We start from the raw sequence: 23,696 nt of genomic DNA, 5'->3' as shown, positions 1-23,696 counted from the left end.
TCTTCAGTTCACCCAGGGTCGGATGGCCTGCGCCAGCGCCATCGGCAGGGGGGTGTCGTGCGCCCAGTCGACGACGGGGACGCCCGCGGTCCGCACCTCGTCGAGGCGCAGGGCGCGCTCCATCGTCACCACCTGCTGGCCGGCGCTCCGGCCGCCGGTCACGTCCGGCGAGAGCACGGTCGTCTCGTGCCCGTACCCCCGGAACGTCCGGGCCACGGTGACCGGGAAGTCGTCGAGCGCGGGCGTGACGAACAGGACCTGCGCGTCGCTGGGCAGGCGCGCGAGCAGGCGCTCGAGTTCGGCCGGCGGTTCGCCTGTGCCACCCGTGCCCGCCCCGCCGTCGGTCGCGACGGGCACGGTTTCGCCGGCCTCGCGAGGACTGGAACCGTCGTCTTCGGCCTCCGACCCGCCGGTCCCCGCGCCCCCGGTCAGTGGCCCACTCGCGCCGACCCCGTCGGTGGCGGTCGCGGCGTCGACGACCTGGGCCGCCCGGGCGGTGAACCCCCGGCCGGACTCGGGGCCCACCCAGGCCGGGGCGGGGGTCCCGCCGTCCGGGTTCTGGATGCCGAATGCGGCGAGGCCGACCTGGTGGCCGGCGTCCGCCAGCGCGTCGAGCGCGAGCGCGCCGGCGTAGGCGCCCAGGGTCGCGCCCGTCAGGTACCCGCGCGCCGCGGCCTGCCGGGCTTCCTCGCGGGCGTCGAGCACCACGACCACGCGGGCCGACCGGTGCTCCTGGAAGTCGATGGTGACGAGTTCGCCCCGCTTGGCCAGCCGGCGCCAGTCGATGCGGTTCATCGGGTCGCCCCGGCGGTAGTCCCGGGTCTTGTGGAACTCGATGCCGGGTCCGCCGGTGTCGGTCGCGAGGGGCCCGGTGAAGAACATCGTCTGGTCCTGCACGGGCATGTCCTCGACCGTGACCCGGCAGTCGACCGTCTCGGTCCCCGTCGTCGCGACGTCCTCGGTCACGACCGCGCTCGCGCTCAGGCTGCGCGACCGGGCCGCGACCGGGGCGAACTCGTGGGTCCCGCGCCGGGGGACCACGGTGTACGCGAGTTCGGTGGTCGCGCCCGGCCGGAGCGACACTGCGCCCGCGGGCGTCCCGTCGACGACCGTCAGCCCGTCCGGCACGCCGTCGACGAGGCGCACGTCGGTCAGCGCCCGGTCCCCGGTGTTCTCGACCGTCAGCGTCACCCTCACGCGCTGGCCCGGGATGGGCGAGGAGGGCTCGACGGTCCGCGCCACCGCCAGCCCGTCGCTCACGGGCGCGACCGTCGAGAGCGCGCTGTAGGCGACGAACGCGAGGGGGACTGCCCCCGCGAGCAGGAGTTCCGGGCGGCCCGTCGCGACGCCCGCCGCGACGAACGCGACGGTGGCCGCGGTGGCCCCGCGCCAGCGGTCGAGCCGGGTCACGCTGCCGGTGCTCGAACCCCTGCTCGCCTCGCCGTCCTCGCCCGTCATCCTCGCACCTCCGCGGGCTGCTGGCCGCGCTCGCTTTCGCGTTCCCCCGAGCCGTCGACGGGCTCGAACCCGTCCCCGACGTCGACCGCGTCCTCGTCGACCTGCTCGGGCGGGTCGTACCCCGAGACGGTGTCGGCACACGCGGCCTCGACCGCGGCCAGGGTGCGCTCGTAGCGCCTCCGGAACGCCCGCGAGGGGTAGAGCCAGCCGTAGAGCCGCCGCCAGACCGGGAGGTCCGGGAGTTCGGACTCGTCGGGGTCGCCGAGGAAGACCGCGGCGACGACGTCGTCGGTCCAGGCTCCGGTCGCGATGGCCTGCTCCGGATCGTCGTACTCGCCACCGTGTTCGAGGACGTCCAGCAGCACCGACCGGAGCCGGGTCTTCGCCGTCTCGAGATGGTCGGGGTGGGCGTCGCCCGTGGTGCTGGCGGCGGCCCACGCCAGGGTCGCGTCGAGGTCGCTCCCGGTCCGGGTGTCGCGTTCCTGGCCCCGCCTCTGGCGGCCAGTGCGCCCGTCGTCGCCCCCGCGGAACCGGTCGTCGTCCTCGACCGGGTCGCCGCCGGCAGACCGCCAGACACGGTAGACCGCGTAACAGCCGACCAGCAGCGCGACGAGGAGCGAGAGGGCGGCCGGCCCGGTCGTCGCGAGCAGGCCGTCGACGGTGGCCCGGAGGGCGCCGGGGACCGCCCCCGGGACGAAGATGAACGTGGCGCCGACCGCGAGCGCGACCAGCCCGTAGCCGACGAGGACGGTCCGGAGCGACAGCAGCCGGCGACCGGCCATCTCAGTCGTCACCTCCGCCACTGGCAGTCGTCTGCTGCGCGTCCGCACTCCCACCGCCACCGCCGCCGTCGGCCGTCTCTCGAACCGTCGCGAGGGCGCTCCGGACCCGGTCGAGGACGGTCTCGTCGGCCCCGCGCTCGCTGTACTCCGCGTCGCGGAACGCGTCCGTGACGGTCGTGACCGGGCCCGCCGGGAGCCCGCGGTCGATGGCGTACTGGGCGATCTCGCCCGGCGTCATCGTCCGGACGCTGGGCGGGCGCACCACCGCGATGAACTCGGCCCAGAGGTCCCGCAGCGTCCGGTGGGCGGCGGCCGCGGCCGCGGACTCGTGGTCGCCGCCGGGCTCACCAGAGGACTGCCCCGGCGACTCTGCAGGGTCGGCGTCGCCAGCACGGAGTAGCCCCCGCAGGAACGCCAGCAGGCGGGCGGGGTGGAGCCGCGCCGCGAGGGCCTGCAGGTGTGCCACCACGAGCCCGGGAAGCTCGCGGAGCTGTGCGGCGGCGTCCAGCCACCAGCCCAGCGCCTCGAGGCGGCTCGCGACCGCGAGGACGGCGCCGACCGCCATCGTCGCGGCCCACGCGACCGCGGCGCGAACCCGGGCGGCGACCCCACCCGGCGTGACCCCGCGCCGGTAGGCCACGGCGAGCAGCCCGAGCAGGACCAGGAGGACGCCCCCGAGCACCAGCCCGAGGTTGCGGTACAGGCCGTCGACGGTGGTCCGGTGGAGCTGGCCCGCGACCGTCGCGACGATTCGTGCGCTCCCGGCCACGGGGAGTGCCGCGTCGACCCGGCCGCGGGCGTCGGTCGTCCCCGCGGTGTGGCCGGCGACGCGCACTGGCACGCCAGCGACCGGTTCGCCACCCGCGGTGACGGTCACCGTCACGGGCTGGCCCGGCAGCGCGAGCAGGTACGCCGGCGTCACGTCGAGGTCGATCTCGGCGACCGAGACGTTGGCTGTCCCCGCGATCTCGCCGCGTTCGACCGTCACCGGGACGGTCCCACCCGCGTCCGCGGGCAGGTCGATCTCGGCCACGCCCGTCGCGTTCGTGGTCGCGACGCGCTCGCCGTCGATGTTGACGACCGCCTCGCGCATCGGCACGTCCCTCACCGCGGCGACGAGGGTGACCGTGTTCCCGGGGACGGGGGCGCCGCGGAGCTCGATGGAGACGTTCGAGTCGACCTCGTAGGTCCGGGATTCGGTGCTGTTCTCGGGGGCGTCGTCGTGCTCGACACTGCCCGGTGGCGAACTGCTCGGTGGCGGCACGCCGTGGCCGCCCGCGAAGAACCGGACCGAGTGGGTCGGCAGGACCGCCGCGGCCGAGCTGTCGCTCGAATCCGGCGCGGTCACCGACACGTCGAGTTCCCTGACGTAGGGGACCGTCGCGACGACCTGCCCGAGGTCGTCGGTCGTGCCCACGACCGCGCCCTCGAAGCGGACGGTCGCCCCCTCGACGGGGGTCCCCGCCCGCGAGACGGTGACGGTGACGCTCGCGCCCGGGACGGCGCTGCGGTTGAGCTGGACGGTGTACGGCGGCGGGCTCTGTGAGAGCGGGTCCTCGCCGGGGCTGCCGGCGGTGTCGGACTGGCGGGGCGCGATGGACTCGCTGCCCGGCTGGCCGGCGGCGCTGGCGTTTGCCGCGGCCGCGTCGAAGGTCCGCTGGTCGCTGGTCTTGCGGTCGGCCGGCGGGGTCGGGTCGAAGCGCACCCAGCCGGTGTCGGGGACGTACACCTCGACCCAGGCGTGGGCGTTCGACCCCGTCACGAGGTACTCGTCCTCGCCGGCGCGGAGCCCGGGCGAGAAGCCGGTGACGTACCGGGCCGGGATGCCCTCGCTGCGGAGCATCACCGTCATCGAGCTGGCGAAGTACTGGCAGTAGCCGCGGTCCATCTCGAAGAGGAACTGGTCGACCACGGGCCGGTCGGGGTCGTGGCTCGCGTTCAGCGAGTACGTCTTCTCGGTCTCCAGCCACGCCTCGATGGCGCGGGCCGTCTCGTAGGGGTTCGAGGCGTCGGCCGTGACCTCGGCCGTCAGGTCCCGGACGCGCTGGGGCGTGTCGGCCGGGAGTTGCGTGTAGCGTTCCTCGACCGCGTCGGGGTAGTCGGTCCCCGCGGCGGCCAGCCGCGCCGGGTCGTCGGGTGGCTGCGCGCTCGTGACCGTGAGGGTCGTCCCGTTCGGGAGCGCGGTCTCGGCCTGGAAGGTGCCCTGTGGCGTGACCTGCAGGTCGGCGCCGGGGGCATCGACCTCGACGGCCACCGGCTTCCAGGCGGTCGGGAGCGTCGACGAGGCGGTCTGGAGCGTGATGCGCTGGGTGATGCGCTCGCCGGCGACCGTCTCGCCCTCGGCCGCGCTGTCGGGGACCGCGCCGTCGAAGGGGACCGGGTCGGTCTCGCGCGCCCAGCCCGTCCCGGTGTAGGTCGCGAAGGTGTTGGTCCGGACGTAGGTCGGCTTCGGGCTCTCGACCGTGAACAGCCGGGTCGGGGACTGGTTCTGGAACGACGCGGCCCCGGGGTCGAGGCCGCCGATGCTGGTCTCCCCCGGCGGTGCGGCGAGCCGGGAGACGCCTGCCGAACTGGCGGACTGCGTCTGTGCGAGCGCGCTCTCGGCGCCCGCGCCGGCGGTCGGGCCGTTCGTCAGTTGCTGGTCGCTGCCCGCGCTGGCGTCGGCGAGCCCGGAGAACTCGGCTGTCTCCGAGCCGGGCGACCCGGTCTCCGACTGCGTCGTGGTCCCGGCGCCCGTGCTTGTCCCAGAACCGGTTCCGGCCCCGGTCCCGGTGCCGACGCTGGTGCCAGACCCCGAACCGGTGGCGGTTCCGCCCTGGTCGGCAGCGGTCGCGGTGCCCTGGCTACCGGTCTGGGTCGCCACCGGGCCGCTGGTCCGTTCGGCTGCCGCGTCCTGGGGTGTGGCGTCGCCACTGGACCCGAGGCCCAGCAGGTCGCCGAGTCCCGAGAGCCCGGAGAGGCCACCGGCGTCGCCCCCGCCGGCACCACCCGTGCCGCCCGGAGCGTCGGCCTGTGGACCTGCGAGTCCGCCGAGTGGGGCCTGGCCCGGGACCGCGGGGAGGATACCGGCCGCGAGCACCAGCCCGCAGACGGCGAGGCCGACGAGGACGACCTGTCCGAGCGAACGACCGTCGCCGCCCGTCATCGGCGTGCTTCCCGAGACGTCGGCTGGTGGTCGGTCGACTCCATCTGTTGCGATTACTCACCTGTAACTCCAAGAAGATATTAAGCGCTCTGGGGGTTTCGACGGATGAGTAGCCGTGGCCGGGCGCTGGTCGTGGTGCAGCCACCGAGAAGCGGGGGTCGGTCAGCGCGGGCCGGCGGCCCCGTCGGGGTCCGGCTCCCAGTTGGTCTCGTCGAGGACGATCTCCGAGACGTCGGCCGCGAACTCCCGGGCGACGTGCTCCTCGGCGAAGTAGAACACGTTGCCCATCGCGGCCCCGAAACTGTGGTGCAACTGCGTCGTCTCGCTCTCTTCGCCCTCGACGAGGGTCTCGACGCGGTCGGTCCCGAACGCCTTCAGCTCGTCCCTGGCGTCGGCGGTGAGGCGCTGGCCGGTCGGGATGAGGTCGTAGGCGAGCGAGAACCCGTGTTCCTCCTCGTCGACGACGAACAGCGCGGTCCCCTCGCGGTTCGCCTTCGCGTATGCCGCCCGGTGCTCGTCCTCGGTGCGACAGACCGGGACCGAGTCGGGCGTATGGCTGCTGGGCATACCGTGAGAGTAGTCACGTGTTCCTGATGAGGGTTGTGACGGCCGAAGCCGAGACACGAGCCACCGTTCCGGCCGTCGACCGGCCAGAATGGGCGAGACGACACCCCGTCTTCCCGCCACAGCCACAGGTATTCGATAATCACAATTTATCGCTCTCGATTTTCGCTTTTCGAAATATAATGGCGAATTTTATGTGTTCTGGAATCTCTGGGGCGAACATGGACAGAACGATACCCGAGTACGAACGGTTCGGTACGGACACGGCGAGAACGACCCCTCGTCACGCCACGCTGGGACGGCGCGTCTCGCGCGAGCCGGCGGCAGCCCGGCTGACGGAGCAGTGCACGTGCTCGTCGATGCGGGGCGGAGGTGGCTGACGGGATGGTGCTGCTCGACCGCGCCGTCGGTCCGGTCGTCTCGCTTGCGCCGCAGTACCCGCAGTGTCAGGCGCCTTCAGCCGCGAAGCGGCAGCTGCGGGCGCGGCACACGGAGGTGCGCGGATGAGCGACGAGGAGCTGGCGAAGGACCTCGGGCTGCTCTCGGCGCTGACTATCGGCATCGGGACGATGATCGGCGCGGGCATCTTCGTCCTCCCCGGGGTCGCGGCCAGCACCGCCGGGCCCATCGTCATCGTCTCGTTCGTCGTCGGCGGGCTCATCGCGCTGGTGAACGCCCTGTCGGTCTCCGAACTCGGGACGGCCATGCCGAAGGCCGGCGGCGGCTACTACTACGTCAACCGCGCGCTCGGCCCGCTGTTCGGCTCCATCGCCGGGCTCGGCGACTGGGTGGGGCTGGCGTTCGCGTCCGCCTTCTACAGCATCGGGTTCGGGCAGTACCTCGCCACGCTGGCACCGATACCCGGGTTCCTGTTCCTCTCCGAGATCCAGGTCGGTGCGCTCATCGCCGGCACCGTCTTCGTGGGCGTCAACTACGTCGGCGCCAAGGAGACCGGCGGCGTCCAGACGGTCATCGTCACCATCCTGCTGGCCATCCTCGGCCTGTTCGCGATCCAGGGCTGGCTGTCGTTCGACCTCGCGACGCTGCTCGGTGACGGCGGGGTCGCGCCGTTCGGCTACGGCGCCATCCTCCCGGGGACGGCGCTCGTGTTCGTCTCCTTCCTCGGGTACGCGAAGATCGCGACCGTCGCCGAGGAGCTGAAGAACCCCGGCCGGAACCTCCCACTGGCGATCATCGGCAGCGTCGTCATCGTGACCGTCCTCTACGCCATCCTCGTGAGCATCATGCTCGGCGTGGTGCCCTGGCCCGACCTGAGCCAGGACGCGCCGCTGACCCAGGCCACGCAGGTCGCCTTCCCGGGCGGCCTCGCGGCGTTCGCGGCCACCATCGTGACGCTGGGGGCGCTGCTCGCGACGGCCTCGAGCGCGAACGCGTCCATCCTGGCGTCGGCCCGCATCAACTTCGCGATGGGGCGCGAGCGCATCGTCACCAACTGGCTCAACGAGATCCACCCGACGTACGCGACCCCGTATCGCTCCATCATCATCACGGGCGCCGTCATCATCGTCTTCATCGCGGCGCTCGGCCGGGACATCGAGGTGCTCGCGAAGGCGGCCAGCGTGCTCCACCTGGTCGTCTACGCGCTGATGAACGTCGCGCTGATCGTCTTCCGGGAGACCGACCCCGAGTACGACCCGGACTTCACCGTCCCGTTCTACCCGATCACCCCCATCGTCGGCATCGTCCTGTCGCTGGGGCTGCTGGCGTTCGTCGGCGAGCAGGAACTGCTCCTGTCGGGCGTGTTCGTCCTCGGGGCGGTCGTCTGGTACGGCCTGTACGCCCGGCGCCACACCACCAGACAGGGCCTCCTCGGCCGCTACATCCTCGACCGGGACGGGGAACTGCCCCCCACCGTCGTCGAGGCGGCGGCGACCCTCGCGCCGAACGGGTCGGATGCCGACGACGACGCCCCCACGACGATGGTCGCCGTCTCGAACCCCCGGACCGAGCGGGCGCTGGTGACGCTCGGGTCCATCCTCGCGAAACACGAGGGCGGCCGCGTCCTCGCGACCCACATCGTCCAGGTGCCCGACCAGACCTCGCTGGCGGCTGCTGCCGCCCAGCGCGACCGCCTGCCGCGAGCCTCCGAACGGCTCCTGGCCGACGCCCAGGCCGACGCCGAAGAACTGGACGTGCCGGTCGAGACGCTGACCATCCTCTCCCACGAGGGGCTCGCGGAGGTGTTCGACGCCGCCCGCGAACACGACGTGGACCGGCTGGTCATGGGCGCCAGAAGTACGAAACTCGCCGGCGGGCGGGTCGAGGGGGCGCTCGACGAGCTCACCCACGACCTGCCGTGTGACGTGCTCGTGCTCGACGAACGAGGGTTCGACCCCGAGACGATCCTCCTGCCGACTGCGGGCGGCCAGTCGTCCGACCTGTCCGCCGAGATCGCGCAGGCGCTGCAGGAGACGGTCGGCGCCAGCGTCTCGGTGCTGCACGTCGCCGACGACGCGGCCACTGGACGGGCGTTCCTCGAGGACTGGGTCGCCGACCACGACCTCGAGGATGTGGAGCTACTGGTCGAGACAGGCGACGTCGAGACCGCCATCGGCGAGGCGGCGGCCGACAAGTCGCTCGTCCTCGTCGGGGCGACCGAGCGGGGGCTCCTGTCCCGGCTGGTCGGCGGCTCGCTGGCGCTGTCCGTCCTCGAGGACCTCGATACGACCGTACTGCTGGCGGAGCGGCCGCACAAGCGGTCGCTCCGGGAGCGGCTGCTCGGGCGCCAGTAACTCCGAAAACGGGCTCTCGGCGGTAGTCCCGCCGGGCTGCCTGCCTCAGCCGGTGTCCGGCTCCGACAGCGTGTCCTCCAACCCCGTCTCCCTGAGAGCGTCTCTGACCTCGGCCTCGAGTTCGGCGTCGACGACGCCGTGGGTGGCTTCGGTCTGTCGCTCCGTCGTGGTCGTCGTCCCCGTGATGTCGACGAAGAGCTGTGCGAGTTCGTCGGATGAATCTGCCTGGCTCATGTGCGCACCCCATGTTACACGTTAACATGCCATAAAGGTTCGTATACCTACATTACGCGAGGGTAACCGGGCTGCGTCCGGGTAAGCCGGCCGCGCAACCGCCGATAGACCTTTACCATTCAGGACATAACCTCGGTCAGCCTCGACGTGACGACCCGGTCGGTCGCACCACTTCCCCCCACAGATGGCCGACACCAGCGACACGAACGCCTTCGACCTCGAGAGTATCGACGACCCGCGGGTGAGCGCAGCCCACACCCGGACGGTCCCGGGCACCGACGACACCGGGTCGCTCACCCTGCTCGGCATCGTCCACGACCACCCCGCGAGCATCTACCGCGTCCAGCACGTGGTCCAGACCCTCACCCCCGACGTGGTCGCGCTCGAGCTCGCACCACTCGCGGTGCCACTGTTCGAGCAGTACGCCGGCGAGAGCGAGATTCCACCCAGTCGCGGCGGCGAGATGAGCGCGGCGATCCAGGCGATGGGCCCCGACGCTCGTGCGGTCGGCATCGACGCGCCGACCGGGTCCTTCCTCCGGACCGTGGTCGCGGAACTCCGGGACCGGGACGCCGCGATGCTGACCGCCCGGCGGGTCCTCAGCGACGTGGCGGACCTCTCACGCCACGCGGTCCAGTGCCGGCTCGCCGCCGTCATGGGACCGGCGGGCCTCGTCTCGATGGACGACACCGTCCCCGAGATGGCCCACGACTGCTCGCACGAGGACCCGCCGGCCGTGCAGGCCGACGACGAGGAACGACTCATCTCCCGCAACCGGGCGCTGCGGGGCGCGACGAAGACGCCACTCCCGATATCGCTGCTCGACACCGCCCGCGAGAAGACGATGGCCCGCCGCCTTGACCAGCTCAGGGAGTCGGGCGACGTCGTGGCGGTCGTCGGCCTCGAGCACCTCGACGCGGTCACCGACCGGGTCGACACCGGGCACTGAATCTTACAGAATCTCGATGTTTCGGGACCGCGGCTCGAACCGGTGAGCATCTGGGATTCGTTCCGTCGTTCTCATCACGACACATTCGGTAAGACACTCGGTCGATGCGGCTGGAGCCCGATCTATATCGTGCTATTCGATATATCCGGAAATCTCCCGGATTCGCCGAGAATTCTCGTGTTCACACAGACTCATCCAGTCTGTTGGGACACGAAATATACCTACACCCATACATTTCTGCTATCGCGGGCGAAACCAGCCGTCTTAAATCTGGCACTCGTACAGTGATTCGTGTACGCGCCGGCTCGGACCGGCACCCGGGCCCCAGCATCGTACGGGCGGGTCGAGATGGCGTCGGAAGCAGCCGCGAACGAAGTCGGTGAACGACCTCGGTGAACACGGATGCTGACTAGAACCGGTGAACAAACCTGATGAACAGATATCGTGAACAGACATAGTGAACAAGAATAGTGAACAAGAATAGTGAACAAGAATAGTGAACAAGTACGGTGAACAAGTACGATGAACATTTCTGGTGAACAAACTCGGTGAACACGGGTACGGTAGCGTGTTCACCGATGATGTTCACTGCTTCTGTTCACCAGTTATGTTCACTATGAACATCTGTAGTGAACATCATCGGTGAACATTCAAGACGACGGGCACGAATCACGAGCACATGTTAGCGTACTCGACCTACAGCGAGGCAGGCGGGGTCGGCAAGACGACCACCGCCGCGAACCTCGCGGTGGCACATGCCCGGGCCGGGCTGAAGCCACTCGTCGTCCCACTCGACCCCCAGGACGGAGACCTCTCGCGACTGTTCGGCGTCGACGACCAGCGGACCGAACCCGTCGACAACCTCGTCCGGCACCTCATCCGCCGCCCGAAGGGCGAGTTCGACGACCTCGTCCGGACCGTCGAGGGCGTCGATATCGTCCCCGAACACAACATGCTCTCGGACCTCGCGGAGTACCTCCAGCGCGAGAAGGACCAGGCCGAAGCGATGGGCGAGGCGTTCGGGATGCACGCCCAGCTCCTGCGCGTGCTCCGTGACGCCGGCGTTCCCGACGAGTACGACGTGCTCATCTGTGACCCACCCGCGACCGAGGGCCCGCACCTCTACAACGCCATCCACGCGACCCGGTCGCTGGTCATCCCCGTGGAGCCGAGCGCGAAGGGGCGAGCCGCCGTCGAAGGCCTGGAAGCACTCGTCGGCGGCTTCGAGGAGCAACTCGACGTCGATGTCGGCGTGCTCGCCGCTGTCCCGGTCGGATTCAAGGACACGCGCGACCAGCGGACCATCCTCGAAGAGATCGACTACCCCATCCCCGAGATCGTCGGCGAGCGCAGCTCGCTGATGGAAGGCTGCTGGATGCAACAGTGCTCGGCGTTCACCTACGTCAGCGAGCACCGCGACCGGCGGCGCGACTACGAACTCGAGACGCTCGCACAGTTCGACCGCCTCGCGCGCCACCTCGAGGCCGAGGTCGGGCTCGAAGCGCCGAACCCACCGGAGCCGGGCGACCTCGACCACCAGGTGATGTCCGCATGACGGGGATGAAGAAAGGTGCGGGCGAGGACCCCTTCGCCGACGACACAGCAGAGACGAACACCCGGGAGGAGAGCGACGAGGCCACTCCTTCGGACGGGAACCCAGCCGCGAGCGGTGGAGCCAGGACGAGCCAGAACTCGATGTCCATCCCGTACAAGTTCCGCCGCGACAGCGTCCAGGACGGCCGCGACCGCGTGCCGCTGTTTCTGCAGCCGGCGACGAAGGACGCCGAACGCGACGCTCTCGAGGACCTCGAGACGCGGTTCGATGACAACGTCTCCCTGACCGACCTCCGGGAAGCACTCGTGGCCGTCGGGCTCCAGCACCTCGACGAGGTCGAGGGACAGCTGGAGGACTGGGGCTACGGGATGCGTTTCGACGAGTAGCCACCGCGGAATCGCCGCCACCCCCACTGCTTTCAGACGGGCGACCGGTACCTCGGGCATGGCACGCCCTGCCGTCCAGTTGTACTCGCTCCGCCGCGTCGACCAGCCCCTCGAGACCGTCGTCCGCCGCGCTGGGGAGCTGGGCTTCGACGGCGTGGAGTTCGCGACACGGGTCGGCGACGCCGACCCCGACGCCGTCGCGGCTGCACTCGAGGAAACCGGGCTGGAGACCGTCGCCGCACACGTCGGGTTCGAGACCCTGACCGCAGACCTCGAAGCGACCGTCGGGTTCTATCGTGACCTCGGATGCGACACCCTGGTCGTCCCGTACCTCGACGACGCCCACTTCGCGTCCCGGGGTGCCATCGAGGACACCGCGACCGAGCTGGTCGCGCTCGCCGAGCGTTGTCGCGACCACGGCATCCGGCTGTGCTACCACAACCACGACCACGAGTTCGTCACCGTCGACGGAGCGCCCGCGTTCGTCCAGCTCCTGGAGGCGGCCGACGACCCACTCCGGTTCGAGGTCGACCTCGGCTGGGTCACCGCCGCCGGGTACGACCCGGTCGCGTTGCTCGAGGCGTACCACGAACAGATACCGCTCGTGCACGTCTTCGACGTGGCTCCCGAGACGGGCGAGCCCACGAATGTCGGGGACGGACTCCTCGACGTCGACGCCTGTGCCCGGGCTGTCCGCGAGCACGAGATCGAGTGGGCGATCTACGAACACGACGACCCGGCCGACCCCTTCGGGGCTGCTGAACACGGGGCGACGGTCCTCGCCGACTTCGAGTGACGAACTGGCCGGTGTTGCCACTATGGGCGCGGTCGCTGCCCGGAGCACACTGTCGGCACTCCCGGACGATAAATGAAGAAAGCCACACACCCACGACGGGTGTGTGGCTTGTAGTATGAATGGAGGCGGCGAATGGGTTTTCCCAGAGGCTCGCGCACTCCAGTACTCGCCCAAACGCAGGTGAGCTTAACTTCCGTGTTCGGGATGGGTACGGGTGTAACCTCACCGCTCTGGCCGCCTTAACGCCGATTCGCGGAATCGAACCGCGACCATGATCCAATATCGGTGGTCTTGAAACCAGTGTGTAAACGCAATCCAGTTAACGCCTGGACCTCTCACCAGAACGGTGATCGATCCCAGTATGCGGTATGATTGTGTGGCTCGACCTGTTAGTGCTCGCGGGCTGAACGTCTCGTTGCCTTGACGCGTACACCCCGAGTCTATCGAACTCGTCTTCTACGAGTGGTCTCAGCGGCACCTCTTTTCCATGTGGGTTTCGAGCTTAGATGCATTCAGCTCTTACCCCGTGTGACGTAGCTGCCCGGCACGTGCCCTCTCGGACAACCGGTACACCAGTGGTCACCATTCGTAGTTCCTCTCGTACTATACGAACGTTCACGTCAGGTGCCATAGCACCCCCAATAGATAGCAGCCGACCTGTCTCACGACGGTCTAAACCCAGCTCACGACCTCCTTTAATAGGCGAACAACCTCACCCTTGCCCGCTTCTGCACGGGCAGGATGGAGGGAACCGACATCGAGGTAGCAAGCCACGCGGTCGATATGTGCTCTTGCGCGTGACGACTCTGTTATCCCTAAGGTAGCTTTTCTGTCATCAATCTCCCGCATCAAGCAGGATGATTGGTTCGCTAGACCACGCTTTCGCGTCAACGATCCTCGTTAGGAAGATCATTGTCAGCCCATCTTATGCTCTTGCGCTCTTCTCCGAGTCTCCGACTCGGATGAGATGGACTTAGGGCGCGCTCGATATCTTTTCAAGCGCGTACCGCCCCAGTCAAACTGCCCGGCTACCGGTGTCCTCCTCCCGGAGTGAGGGTCACAGTCACTAATGGGTAGTATTTCAGTGATGTCTCGGTGGCCCGCTAGCGCGGGTACCTGTGTAATGACTCCTACCTATCCTGCACATTAGCGACCGTGTCCCAGCGACAGCCTGCAGTAAAGCTCTATAGGGTCTTCGCTTCCCCTTGGGGGTCTCCAGACTCCGCACTGGAACGTACAGTTCACCGGGCCCAACGTTGGGACAGTGACGCTCTCGTTGATCCATTCATGCAAGCCGCTACTGAAGCGGCAAGGTACTACGCTACCTTAAGAGGGTCATAGTTACCCCCGCCGTTGACGGGTCCTTCGTCCTATTGTACTAGGTGTTCAGATACCCGCACTGGGCAGGATTCAGTGACCGTACGAGTCCTTGCGGATTTGCGGTCACCTATGTTGTTACTAGACAGTCGGAGCGTCCGAGTCACTGCGACCTGCCCCTATACAGGGCAGGCATCCCTTATCGCGAACTTACGGGACTAACTTGCCGAATTCCCTAACGTCGGTTGTTCCCGACAGGCCTTGGCTTTCACTGCCACGAGCACCTGTGTCGGTTCTTGGTACGAATCTCATACTCGCCTTTTCACGGGCTCTAGGTACGATCGACTTGCGCTATCCCGTGATTCGTCCGCTTCGTGCCATTACGGCTTCCACGGATTTCCACGGTTCGACTGGGCGAAGGCCCAGCTCGATTGTCCCCAAAGCGTCAGCTTTGAGTGTATGAGAGCACTGGAATATTAACCAGTTTCCCTGTTGTCACATTCGAATTACGGTGTGACTTAGGATCGGCTAACCCTCGACTGATTGGCATTGTCGAGGAACCCTTGCTCGTTCGGCCGTCGGGGTTCTCACCCGACTAACGCTGCTACTATGGCCAGGATTTTCGTCACTATACGGTCCACACGAGTTCTCACCCGTGCTTCCACCCGTATAGAGCGCCAGCCTACGGAATTGCTCGATCAAGAGCATCGTCAGGTCTCGGAAGCGGACTTGAGCCCCGATCATTTTCGGCGCCTCAAACCTCGGCCGGTAAGCTGTTACGCTTTTCTTAGAGGGTAGCTGCTTCTAAGCTCACCTCCCGGCTGTTTAGGGCTTGAGACCACCTTCAATCGCACTTAGTCCGCATTTTGGGTCCTTAACCCGACTCTGGGTTGTCTCCCTCATGGTGCACAGGCTTACCCCGCACACCGGACTCCCTGCATCGACGGCGTTCGTAGGTTTGGAGTTTGACAGGGAGGTCGACGTCTCTCGACGGCGAGTCTCCCAATCGGTCGCTCTACCCCACGAACTACCTCAGCAGAGGTCATGCTTCGACATGTTTCGGCTGGAACCAGCTGTTGCCAGATTCGATGGGCCTTTCACCCCTATACGTAGGTCACGAGAGGGTATTGAAGGACACCAACTCTAACAGGCCTCCACGTGCCTTTCGGCACGCTTCACCTTGCCCACGCATAGATCATCTGGTTTCGGGTCGTATCCGGTCGACTCCCCGCGCTTGAACACGGCGGCCCTGGTAATACTGCGGCCTTGTCGGTTTCCCTACGCCTTCCCCGGTACACGGGTTAGACTCGTCGATCAGATACACTCCCTGGCTCGTTTTTCAAAACGCACGACGCGACACCGGCTTCCTGTGATTCCTACTGCGGCCTTGCGGCCAGGTCGTTTTTCACAGGACCTTTCGTGCCACGTCGCTCCATCGCCACCTGATTTCAGGCCCTATTGCACCTCCCTTCTCGGGGTGCTTTTCAGTGTTCGCTCACGCTACTTGTTCACTATCGGTCTCGAGTAGTATTTAGTCTTGGCAGTAGATGCCTGCCATATTCACGAGGGATATCCAACCCCCGCTACTCTGGAGCTGACGCGTGCTGTACTGGTCTGGGTTACGGGACTGTCACCCTGTATCGTGCTCTGTTCCAAGAGACTTCACGCAGACGGTCGAGCAGTGAGAGTCAGTCCGAACACCACATTGCCCGTGAGGGCTTCGGTTTGGACTGTGTCGCGTTTACTCGCCGTTACTAACGACATCGCGGATTGCTTTCTCTTCCTGCCGGTACTGAGATGTTTCAATTCCCGGCGTTCCCCATTGCGCAAGGCAATTGCGAGAGGATTCCTATTAGGAGATCCGTGGTTCTTACCCTCCGTGCGGGTCCCCACGGCTTTTCGCAGCTTGGCACGTCCTTCGTCGGCACTCGAGCCGAGCCATCCACCAGGTGGCAAAGTAGCCACGCTGAGTGGGACGTTCACTGTTACCTGGTGAAAGGTCCAGTGGACGTCTGGATTGCGTTTACACACGGTTTCATCACGCACCCCGGTAGTCGCCGGGCATACGTTCGACCCTTCCCACCCTCGCTTGCACGGGATGGTGCATCGGTTTTCTTTCAGGATGAAATCGTTTCGTCGTCCCACACTTAAGGGGAGCGATTTGATTTCACCCTGAAGGTACGAACCTCCCTGGGAGTCGAACCCAGACGCCTCTGATATCAGGGCGTTCCAGCATGAGGTTCAGGTTCCGAGCCTTGGTGGTTCTAAAGCGCCCGGACGGACGACGTCGGACGAGTCGATAGTGGGCCAGGCGTGGTGCCTGGTCCCGGTCTGTGGAGGTGATCCAGCCGCAGATTCCCCTACGGCTACCTTGTTACGACTTAAGCCCCCTTGCGAAGCCCAGATTCGACCACCGTTACGGTGGCCTCATCCGGACCTCACTCGGGTGCTTTGACGGGCGGTGTGTGCAAGGAGCAGGGACGTATTCACCGCACCCTTCTGAGGTGCGATTACTACCGAATCCAGCTTCATGCGGGCGAGTTTCAGCCCGCAATCCGAACTACGATCGAGTTTCGGAGATTAGCGCCCTCTCTCGAGGTAGCTTCCCATTGTCTCGACCATTGTAGCCCGCGTGTAGCCCAGCTCATTCGGGGCATACTGACCTACCGTTGCCCGTTCCTTCCTCCAGTTTGGCACTGGCAGTCCTCCTAATGTACCCAGCCAGTCGAAACTGCTGCTGGCAATTAGGAGTGCGGGTCTCGCTCGTTGCCTGACTTAACAGGACGCCTCACGGTACGAGCTGACGGCGGCCATGCACCTCCTCTCAGTAGCTCAGGTAAGCTCATCACACTGACCTTCACTGCATACTGTCGGAGCTGGTGAGATGTCCGGCGTTGAGTCCAATTAAACCGCAGGCTCCTCCGGTTGTAGTGCTCCCCCGCCAATTCCTTTAAGTTTCATCCTTGCGGACGTACTTCCCAGGCGGCCAGTTTATCGCCTTCGCTGCGGCACAGCACGAGCTCGTAGCCCGCGCCAAACCTAACTGGCATCGTTTACAGCTGGGACTACCCGGGTATCTAATCCGGTTCGTGACCCCAGCTTTCGTCCCTCACCGTCGGATCCGATCTCTCAAGGTGCTTTCGCCATCGGCGGTCCGTCCAGGATTACAGGATTTCACTCCTACCCCAGACGTACCCCTTGAGTCTCTCGGTCCCAAGCCAAACAGTATCTGCTGGACGCCTGCTCGTTGAGCGAGCAGATTTCCCAACAGACTTGCCTGGCCGGCTACGGACGCTTTAGGCCCAATAATATCGGTCATCACTCGAGCTGCCGGTGTTACCGCGGCGGCTGGCACCGGTCTTGCCCAGCTCTTATTCGTGAACCTCCCTACGGTTCACAAAAGCGAGGGCACTATGCCCACGCACTCGGAGTCCCCTTATCGCACTGTCGTGCAGTGTAAAGTTTTCGCGCCTGCTGCGCCCCGTAGGGCCCGGAATCTTGTCTCAGATTCCGTCTCCGGGCTCTTGCTCTCACAACCCGTACCGATTATTGGCACGGTGGGCCGTTACCCCACCGTCTACCTAATCGGCCGCAGCCACATCCTATGGCGCCGGAGCGTTTCCGGCTCAACCCATTCCAGGGATAGAGCGTTATGAGTTATTAGCCTCAGTTTCCCGAGGTTATCACTCTCCATAGGGTAGTTTGGCCACGTGTTACTGAGCTATCTGCTACGAATATGAATTCGTGCAACTAGCATGGCTAAATCGGACTCCAATAGCAATGACCTCCGGCAGGATCAACCGGAATGCTCCCGAGCGGATGCTCGGGGGGCGTGGCGGGTACACCATCGAAATGGTGTATCCTCACATTGCGTGGTCCATGTTCGGTGAACCGAATCGGCGTGGCCGATCAGGCGTCACCGAACTACCAAGGCTAACATCAGATTCCATCGTATACGGCGGACCGCAGGGGTGGAATCCTCATTTCCTTTCGGACCTAAACATACCCCGAGACAGGTATTAAACCCTTCGAAGTCTGCCTGCGTCCGCCGGGGCGACCCCGACGGACAGCGGTCCGAGATTGGGACACGGATTCAACGCGTCCCGAATCACGTTGTGCGTTTGCGTTCGTACTCCAGCGTCCTCGACGATATAAGGACATCGAAACGCACCCGACGTCGAGGGTCACTCGACGGGACGACGCCCGATGTCCGGACACTGGAGACGTGCCTGCCTCCGTGCCGGGTCGCGGCCGGAGGGAGTGGCGCGAGGCGCCACGTCGTTCACATTCAGACAGATGGGAGTGGCACATTTAACCCCGTCGAACTGGCGCTCCTGTGGGAATACATTGACGTGACAACGGTGTCACAGACGGCCGGGCCGGTCGACACAGCGACAGCTCGTGGGTGCAGGACGATGTTACGCGGATGGAGGCCGACCGGTCATCCCTCGCGTGTCGCGTCGGGTCTGGTCGGGTGTGAGCCGCGTACCTCTGCGTGCGATGTCCGGGTAAAAACGATTGTTGATTCGCGCGTCCTCGCGCGGGCGCCCCGTCACTCGTCGAGGTGTTCGATCCCCTTCTTCGAGACGTTCGCCTCGGTGATCTCACTCGGCATCCAGTCGGGTTTGTCGTCGGGTGCGGTCTCGCGCCACGCCCAGCCCTCGTAGATGTGGACTTTGTCGGTGCCTTTCTCCCGAAGTCGGAGTTCGATGCGGTCTGCGTCGTCCTCGCTCGGTGCCGGGTCGAGCCGACGTGCAGCCTTCAGTGCTGCCTGCCGTGGCGTGTTGCCAGAGAAGACACTCGTCTCACCGTTCGCTTCGCGGAGAGCGAAGTTTCGCTTACCATCTTCACGTACCATGATTTTTCCCTCCATGTCACAGCAACACACGCCCCATGATAAAGATATCCCCCGAAAACGGGCGACGGCGACGATGTGTTTATATACGGGCCCCAAAATGGAGGTCCACTCCGTCTCGTGATTCCCGATTTTGGGGTGGATTTCGCGCGTGAAACATTCTGTGCGCGTGATGTGTCGGCCTGTGTTCAGCCGTAGAAAACACTTAAGTATGTCCTGTGGCGAACACACGAGATAGACTACCGCGATGGTACGGAAAAAGAAGTTGAGCCCGAGTGGTGCCAAAGACGAGAACGGGGAATACCACAACGTGCACATCAACCTCCACGAGGACGAACTCGCAGTCGCCGGCATGGAGATCGGTGACGAGGTCTTCGTACGCGTGCGGGAGGACAAGATCATCATCCAGAAAGCAGACCAGGACGAGGTCGAACACGAGTTCTAACCGTCGTACCATCGGTCACCGGTGCTTCGGGACGCTTTTACGGGTTCGTCTCCCCCTGATGCGTAGATGACGCTCTACGATGCCGTCAGGCCGTTGCTGTTCGCGCTGCCCGCCGAGACAGCGCACGGTGCGGTCCACGGGATGCTGTCGGCGGTGCAAGGGACGCCGGTCGAGAGCGCGCTGGCGAACCGGTATCGCGTGGCGGACGACCGCCTGCACGTCGACGTACTCGACCAGGAGTTCCCCTCCCCGGTCGGCGTCGCCGCCGGGTTCGACAAGAACGCGGAGGTCCCCCGGACCGTCGCCGCCCTCGGGTTCGGCCACGTCGAGGTCGGTGGCGTCACCGCCGAACCACAGCCGGGCAACCCGCGCCCGCGGATGTTCCGCCTGCGCGAGGACCGTGCCATCGTCAACCGCATGGGGCTGAACAACCAGGGCGCCGACCGCGTCGGTCAGCGACTTCGCGCCCTCGACCGCCCCGACATCCCCGTCGGCGTCAATATCGCGCTCTCGGAGTCGACGCCGTCCGAGGACGCCCCCGGGGACTACCGCTACACCTACGAGCAGGTCGCCGACGGCGGCGACTTCTTCGTCGTGAACGTCTCCTGTCCGAACTCCGAAGGCATGCGCGACCTCCAGAACCGCGACCAGATGGAGGCCATCCTCGGTGCGGTGAAAGACGCCGGCGCGTCGCCCCTGCTCGTCAAGCTCTCGCCCGACCTCCCCGAGCCGGCGGTCGAGGACGCCCTCGACATCGTGACCGACCTCGACCTCGACGGCGTCGTCGCGACCAACACCACCACGGAACGGCCGGACTCCCTCCGGAGCCCCAACGCGGCCCAGTCCGGCGGGCTCTCGGGTGCCCCCATCGAGGACCGCGCGACCGAGATGGTCCGCTTCGTCGCCGAGCGCGTCGACGTCCCCGTCGTCGGCGTCGGTGGCGTCTCGGACGCAGAAGGCGCCTACGCGAAGATCCGCGCCGGTGCCTCGCTCGTCCAGCTCTACACCGGCCTCGTCTACGAGGGCCCCTCCCTCGCACGTGACATCAATCGGGGCCTGCTCGACCTGCTGGAGCGCGACGGCTTCGATTCCGTCGAGGCGGCGGTCGGGGCGGACCTCGACGACTGAAACGCGAGAAGGGAATCGACTGTTCTACTGCAGCGCGTCCAGCTCGAACTCGAACGCGGTGACAGGAACCTCCAGGTCGTGCTCGACGAGCACGGCCGGGTGGACCTCACCGACGATGCCGGCGACCTCGCCGTCGATGCGGACCTCGGCGGTCCGACCGTCGATGAACGTCGGGTGGGTCGTCGGCGGGGTCGTCAGCTCTGCCTCGAAGTTGCGCGCGAGTGCCTGCAGGCGGGCCTTCGCGTCCTCGTAGGAGGCGTCGTGGCGGGCGAGCGCGCCGGCGACCGTCCGGCGCTCCGCGACGTAGGTGTCCTCGGCCTCGTCGTAGTGGGCGGCGAAGCCGACCTCGGCGATGTCCTGCGGGTACGACCGGTGGGTGTTGTTCTCGAGCACCATCAGCAGCGACGGGAGCGCCCACGACCGGACCATGGTGTAGTCCTCGCTGTAGGGCTCCGTGATGGTCACGGGCTGGGCGGCCCCGAGGCAGTCGTCCTCGTCGGGGTCGAGGCGCATGCGCTCGTAGTTCTCGGCCTCGTCGATCATGTGGAAGTTGAGCATGTCCTCGAAGCCGAGCCCGACGAGCTGGTCGCGGACCGCGTCCTCCAGCCCGGTGCGGTCGTGGCGGCCACCGACTGTCCCGACCTCGGGGTACGTCGGCTCCAGTTCGTTGAACCCGTAGGCGCGGCCCACGTCGTCCACGATGTCGAGCGGGTGGAGCACGTCGACGCGGTACGGCGGTACGTCGACCTCGTAGACGAGGTCGCCGTCCTCGTTCTCCTCGCGGACCGCGTCGAGGCCGGCACGTTCGAGCAGGTCGACGACCTCGTCGGGGTCGAGGTCGATGCCGAGCAGCGACTCGATGCGGGTGTGCCGGACCGTCTTGTCGCTGGTGTCGAAGTTCGGCCGGACGAGGTCCACGTCGGGCGCGACCAGTTCGACGTTCTCCGCGGCGTAGACGTCCTTGTCGGGGTAGTCCACGGTGACCTCCTCGATGGTCGCGCCGCGGGCGTCGAGCGCGTAGCAGACGATGTTCAGCATCTTGTCGATGGTCCACTGGTCGGTCCCCGTCATCTCGACGAACAGGTCCCGACTGTCCGTGGAGACCTCGGTCCGGCGACCGTTGATGACCGGCGGGAACGAGAACAGCCCGATGTCGTCGTAGATAGCCGGGTAACGCTCGTACTCGCCGACGATGTCGGCGTACTTCTCGCCGGTCGGGTGGTCGGTCAGGACCTCGGCGGGCGTCATCTCGGTGTCGGCATCGAGCGGGACGAAGCGGTCCTCGTCGGGTTCGACGCCGACGTACTGGATGCTGTTGCCGCCCTCGTCGTCGACGCTGGCACCTTTCAGCATCGTCAGGTCGTGGATGCCGATGGCACCCTTCGCGCGCTTTCTGCCCATCGTCGCGTGCAACTTCTCCTGCAACTGGATGAGCGAGTCGAGCGCGTCCTCGCCGAGGTTCACGCCGCGGACGACCGCGCCCGTGACGTAGGGGCGCTCGTCGGGCACGGACTCGTCGACCTCGATGGTCCAGTCCGGGTCGTTCGTCTTCGGGACGTACACGCCGCGGTCGTCGCCGTACTGGTAGCGCAGCGACCGGGCGACGCCCTCGACCGAGAGGCGGTCGAGGCGGTCCGGGGCGAACTCCAGCTGGAACTCGCCGTCCTCGGTCTCGCCCTCGTACTCGAGGCCGAGCGCGAACATGTCCTCTTTGAGTTCCTCGTCGGACTTCTCGTCGTGACCGGTCAGGCTCCGCAACTCGTCGGGGTCGACGTCTACGACTGGCATTATCGGATCACCTCGGCGTTCCGCAGGAAGTCCAGGTCACACAGCGTCCCGTGGACGTCCCGGATGTCTTCGAACCCGTGCGTCAGCATCAGCAGACGTTCGAGGGCCAGCCCCCACGCCATCACGTCGCACTCGACGCCGAGCGGCCGGAGCACCTCCTCGCGGAAGATGCCCGAGTTGCCGATCTCGACGAGTTCGCCCGTGCGCGGATGTTCGCCGAACAGCTCGAAGCTCGGCTCCGTGTACGGGTTGTAGTGGGGCTTGAACTGCAGGTCGGTGATGCCGAACTGCTCGTAGAACTCGGTGAAGGTGCCCATGAGGTCGCGCACCGAGAGGTCCTCGGCCATCACCCAGCCCTCGATCTGGAAGAACTCCAGCAGGTGGGTCGCGTCGAGCGTGTCGTTGCGGTACACCTTCTCGACCGAGAAGTACCGCTGGGGCGGTTCGAGGTCGCCGACGGCCTCGCCGGAGAGGTACCGCATCGACAGCGAGGTGGTGTGGCCGCGGAGGTCCACGCCCCGGGCGACCTCCTCGGTCCACGGCGAGTGGTAACCGTCGCCGTCTTCCCCGACGCCGTTCCGGTGGGCGTCCTCGACCCGGTCGACGAGGTCTTCGGGGAGGTCCTGCATCGGCGGGACGTCCAGCGCGAACTGGTCCCAGTGCGTCCGGGCAGGGTGGTCCTGGGGCATGAAGAGGCAGTCGTTGATCCAGAACTCCGCGTCGGCGTGCGGGCCCTCCATCTCCTGGAAGCCCATGCCCACGAGCACGTCCTTCACGCGGTCGGCGGTCTGGCGCAGGATGTGCTTCTTGCCGCCGTAGAGCGTCTCGGCGTCGGCCTCGACGTTGTACTCGGCGAACTCGACGTCCTGCCACTCGCCGCTCGTCAGCAGCTCGGGGGTGAGCTGGCCGACGGACTCGGCCACCTCGATGCCCTCCATCATGGCGGTGACACCCTCGTCGGTGAGGGTGACGAGGCGCTCGGTCTGTTCGACGCGCTCGACGAGCCCGCGGCGGTCGAGCTGGTCGAGGACGTCGGTGTCGGTCACGGTCTCGCCGCCGTGGAGGGCGGCCAGCGCCAGTGCCTCCTCGTCGGCCTCGGGGTCCGGCCCGGCGTTCGCGGCGATCTCGCCGCTGTCGATCTCGCCGTAGCCCTTGCGGGCGTAGTTCGCGAGGGCGATGTCGACGAGGTCGCCGAGGCCGGAGGCCCCGATGACCTGCCCCATCGACACCGGTTCGTCGGTGGCGCCCGCGTCGACGGCCGCCTCGTAGAGTCGGACCTCGGGGAGGCCCTCGTCGACGTAGCGTTCACCTTCGTCGGTGAGTTCGACGTGCTCGGTTGTTCGCTCCTCGATGGCGAGGAGGCCCTGTTCCTCCAGGTCGAAGGCCGCGCCCACGACCGACTCGGGCTTTGCGCCCACGTCGTCGGCCAGTGCGGCGACCGACCTGGCGTCGGTCGCGCTCGCGGCCTCGAGGACCGCGGCCTGTGTCGCTGGCAGTTTCATCTCTTGGTAGTGCGTGCTCGGGTCAGTCAGTTAGCTATT

General features: G+C 66.6%; 15 protein-coding genes and 3 rRNA genes. 7 read left to right on the top strand and 11 right to left on the bottom strand.

The window, feature by feature from the left end:
- Positions 1–3 precede the first annotated feature (3 nt).
- From NOV86_RS12275 to NOV86_RS12260, 4 genes are all read right to left on the bottom strand, one after another.
- Positions 4–1,458, bottom strand: coding sequence for a DUF58 domain-containing protein (locus NOV86_RS12275; protein ID WP_267641685.1), 1,455 nt, complete (start codon positions 1,456–1,458; stop codon positions 4–6).
- Positions 1,455–2,240 carry a DUF7269 family protein gene (locus NOV86_RS12270; protein ID WP_267641684.1) on the bottom strand — a complete coding sequence of 262 codons (786 nt, stop codon included), beginning with the start codon at positions 2,238–2,240 and terminating at the stop codon, positions 1,455–1,457. The genes NOV86_RS12275 and NOV86_RS12270 overlap by 4 nt, the downstream gene beginning before the upstream one ends.
- Before the next feature lies 1 nt (position 2,241).
- Positions 2,242–5,385 carry a transglutaminase TgpA family protein gene (locus NOV86_RS12265; RefSeq protein ID WP_267641683.1) on the bottom strand — a complete coding sequence of 1,048 codons (3,144 nt, stop codon included), beginning with the start codon at positions 5,383–5,385 and terminating at the stop codon, positions 2,242–2,244.
- Positions 5,386–5,547: 162 nt separating this feature from the next.
- Positions 5,548–5,952: a hypothetical protein gene (locus NOV86_RS12260; protein ID WP_267641682.1), complete on the bottom strand. Its 405-nt coding sequence runs from the start codon at positions 5,950–5,952 to the stop codon at positions 5,548–5,550.
- 500 nt (positions 5,953–6,452) lie between these two features.
- On the opposite strand from NOV86_RS12260, the gene NOV86_RS12255 reads away from it, so the two are divergent.
- The gene (locus tag NOV86_RS12255; protein WP_267641681.1) at positions 6,453–8,702 is read left to right on the top strand and encodes an amino acid permease; all 2,250 of its coding nucleotides are present in this window, start codon (positions 6,453–6,455) and stop codon (positions 8,700–8,702) included.
- Positions 8,703–8,747: 45 nt separating this feature from the next.
- Here NOV86_RS12255 and NOV86_RS12250 read toward each other — a convergent pair whose 3' ends face one another.
- Complete coding sequence (locus NOV86_RS12250) at positions 8,748–8,936, bottom strand: hypothetical protein (RefSeq protein WP_267641680.1); 189 nt, start codon at positions 8,934–8,936, stop codon at positions 8,748–8,750.
- 184 nt (positions 8,937–9,120) lie between these two features.
- Between NOV86_RS12250 and NOV86_RS12245 the strand changes: the two genes are divergently transcribed.
- From NOV86_RS12245 to NOV86_RS12230, 4 genes are all read left to right on the top strand, one after another.
- Entirely contained in the window at positions 9,121–9,885 is a 765-nt protein-coding gene (locus NOV86_RS12245) for a TraB/GumN family protein (protein ID WP_267641679.1), read from the top strand.
- A 679-nt stretch (positions 9,886–10,564) separates the two neighbouring features.
- On the top strand, positions 10,565–11,440 hold the full coding sequence (locus tag NOV86_RS12240; RefSeq protein ID WP_267641678.1) for a ParA family protein: 876 nt from the start codon (positions 10,565–10,567) through the stop codon (positions 11,438–11,440).
- On the top strand, positions 11,437–11,826 hold the full coding sequence (locus NOV86_RS12235) for a DUF7970 domain-containing protein (RefSeq protein ID WP_267641677.1): 390 nt from the start codon (positions 11,437–11,439) through the stop codon (positions 11,824–11,826). Before NOV86_RS12240 ends, NOV86_RS12235 begins: the two co-directional genes overlap by 4 nt.
- A 58-nt stretch (positions 11,827–11,884) precedes the next feature.
- Positions 11,885–12,622 (top strand): sugar phosphate isomerase/epimerase family protein, encoded by a 738-nt coding sequence (locus NOV86_RS12230; protein WP_267641676.1) that lies wholly within the window; start codon positions 11,885–11,887, stop codon positions 12,620–12,622.
- 120 nt (positions 12,623–12,742) lie between these two features.
- Here the strand turns inward: NOV86_RS12230 and rrf are convergent.
- The 4 genes from rrf to NOV86_RS12210 form a co-directional block, all read right to left on the bottom strand.
- Positions 12,743–12,864: ribosomal RNA gene (rrf, locus tag NOV86_RS12225) — 5S ribosomal RNA — on the bottom strand.
- A 129-nt stretch (positions 12,865–12,993) separates the two neighbouring features.
- Positions 12,994–15,909 (bottom strand): 23S ribosomal RNA (locus NOV86_RS12220).
- Positions 15,910–16,273: 364 nt separating this feature from the next.
- A 16S ribosomal RNA gene (locus tag NOV86_RS12215) occupies positions 16,274–17,746 on the bottom strand.
- The 16S, 23S and 5S rRNA genes sit together here, the layout of an rRNA operon.
- A gap of 745 nt (positions 17,747–18,491) precedes the next feature.
- Positions 18,492–18,797, bottom strand: coding sequence for a non-histone chromosomal MC1 family protein (locus tag NOV86_RS12210; protein ID WP_267641675.1), 306 nt, complete (start codon positions 18,795–18,797; stop codon positions 18,492–18,494).
- 244 nt (positions 18,798–19,041) lie between these two features.
- Here NOV86_RS12210 and NOV86_RS12205 point away from each other — a divergent pair, with 244 nt between their 5' ends.
- Together NOV86_RS12205 and NOV86_RS12200 are read left to right on the top strand one after the other, a co-directional pair.
- Entirely contained in the window at positions 19,042–19,239 is a 198-nt protein-coding gene (locus tag NOV86_RS12205) for a hypothetical protein (RefSeq protein ID WP_267641674.1), read from the top strand.
- A 66-nt stretch (positions 19,240–19,305) separates the two neighbouring features.
- Positions 19,306–20,367 carry a quinone-dependent dihydroorotate dehydrogenase gene (locus NOV86_RS12200; RefSeq protein WP_267641673.1) on the top strand — a complete coding sequence of 354 codons (1,062 nt, stop codon included), beginning with the start codon at positions 19,306–19,308 and terminating at the stop codon, positions 20,365–20,367.
- A 24-nt stretch (positions 20,368–20,391) separates the two neighbouring features.
- On the opposite strand, the gene pheT is transcribed toward NOV86_RS12200, so the two are convergent.
- Both pheT and pheS read right to left on the bottom strand, forming a co-directional pair.
- Positions 20,392–22,155: a phenylalanine--tRNA ligase subunit beta gene (gene pheT, locus NOV86_RS12195; protein ID WP_267641672.1), complete on the bottom strand. Its 1,764-nt coding sequence runs from the start codon at positions 22,153–22,155 to the stop codon at positions 20,392–20,394.
- Positions 22,155–23,657 (bottom strand): phenylalanine--tRNA ligase subunit alpha, encoded by a 1,503-nt coding sequence (pheS, locus tag NOV86_RS12190; protein ID WP_267641671.1) that lies wholly within the window; start codon positions 23,655–23,657, stop codon positions 22,155–22,157. The genes pheT and pheS overlap by 1 nt, the downstream gene beginning before the upstream one ends.
- Between the last annotated feature and the right edge of the window lie 39 nt (positions 23,658–23,696).

Source organism: Haloarchaeobius amylolyticus, from assembly GCF_026616195.1.
Lineage (GTDB): Archaea > Halobacteriota > Halobacteria > Halobacteriales > Natrialbaceae > Haloarchaeobius > Haloarchaeobius amylolyticus.
This window is presented reverse-complemented; position numbering and strand designations above follow the sequence as displayed.

Excerpts from the sequence above, each read along its gene's own strand:
- NOV86_RS12275 (WP_267641685.1), bottom strand. The coding sequence starts at position 1,458 with ATGACGGGCGAGGACGGCGAGGCGAGCAGGGGTTCGAGCACCGGCAGC.
- NOV86_RS12270 (WP_267641684.1), bottom strand. The coding sequence starts at position 2,240 with ATGGCCGGTCGCCGGCTGCTGTCGCTCCGGACCGTCCTCGTCGGCTAC.
- NOV86_RS12265 (WP_267641683.1), bottom strand. The coding sequence starts at position 5,385 with ATGACGGGCGGCGACGGTCGTTCGCTCGGACAGGTCGTCCTCGTCGGC.
- NOV86_RS12260 (WP_267641682.1), bottom strand. The coding sequence starts at position 5,952 with ATGCCCAGCAGCCATACGCCCGACTCGGTCCCGGTCTGTCGCACCGAG.
- NOV86_RS12255 (WP_267641681.1), top strand. The coding sequence starts at position 6,453 with ATGAGCGACGAGGAGCTGGCGAAGGACCTCGGGCTGCTCTCGGCGCTG.
- NOV86_RS12250 (WP_267641680.1), bottom strand. The coding sequence starts at position 8,936 with ATGAGCCAGGCAGATTCATCCGACGAACTCGCACAGCTCTTCGTCGAC.
- NOV86_RS12245 (WP_267641679.1), top strand. The coding sequence starts at position 9,121 with ATGGCCGACACCAGCGACACGAACGCCTTCGACCTCGAGAGTATCGAC.
- NOV86_RS12240 (WP_267641678.1), top strand. The coding sequence starts at position 10,565 with ATGTTAGCGTACTCGACCTACAGCGAGGCAGGCGGGGTCGGCAAGACG.
- NOV86_RS12235 (WP_267641677.1), top strand. The coding sequence starts at position 11,437 with ATGACGGGGATGAAGAAAGGTGCGGGCGAGGACCCCTTCGCCGACGAC.
- NOV86_RS12230 (WP_267641676.1), top strand. The coding sequence starts at position 11,885 with ATGGCACGCCCTGCCGTCCAGTTGTACTCGCTCCGCCGCGTCGACCAG.
- NOV86_RS12210 (WP_267641675.1), bottom strand. The coding sequence starts at position 18,797 with ATGGTACGTGAAGATGGTAAGCGAAACTTCGCTCTCCGCGAAGCGAAC.
- NOV86_RS12205 (WP_267641674.1), top strand. The coding sequence starts at position 19,042 with ATGGTACGGAAAAAGAAGTTGAGCCCGAGTGGTGCCAAAGACGAGAAC.
- NOV86_RS12200 (WP_267641673.1), top strand. The coding sequence starts at position 19,306 with ATGACGCTCTACGATGCCGTCAGGCCGTTGCTGTTCGCGCTGCCCGCC.
- pheT (WP_267641672.1), bottom strand. The coding sequence starts at position 22,155 with ATGCCAGTCGTAGACGTCGACCCCGACGAGTTGCGGAGCCTGACCGGT.
- pheS (WP_267641671.1), bottom strand. The coding sequence starts at position 23,657 with ATGAAACTGCCAGCGACACAGGCCGCGGTCCTCGAGGCCGCGAGCGCG.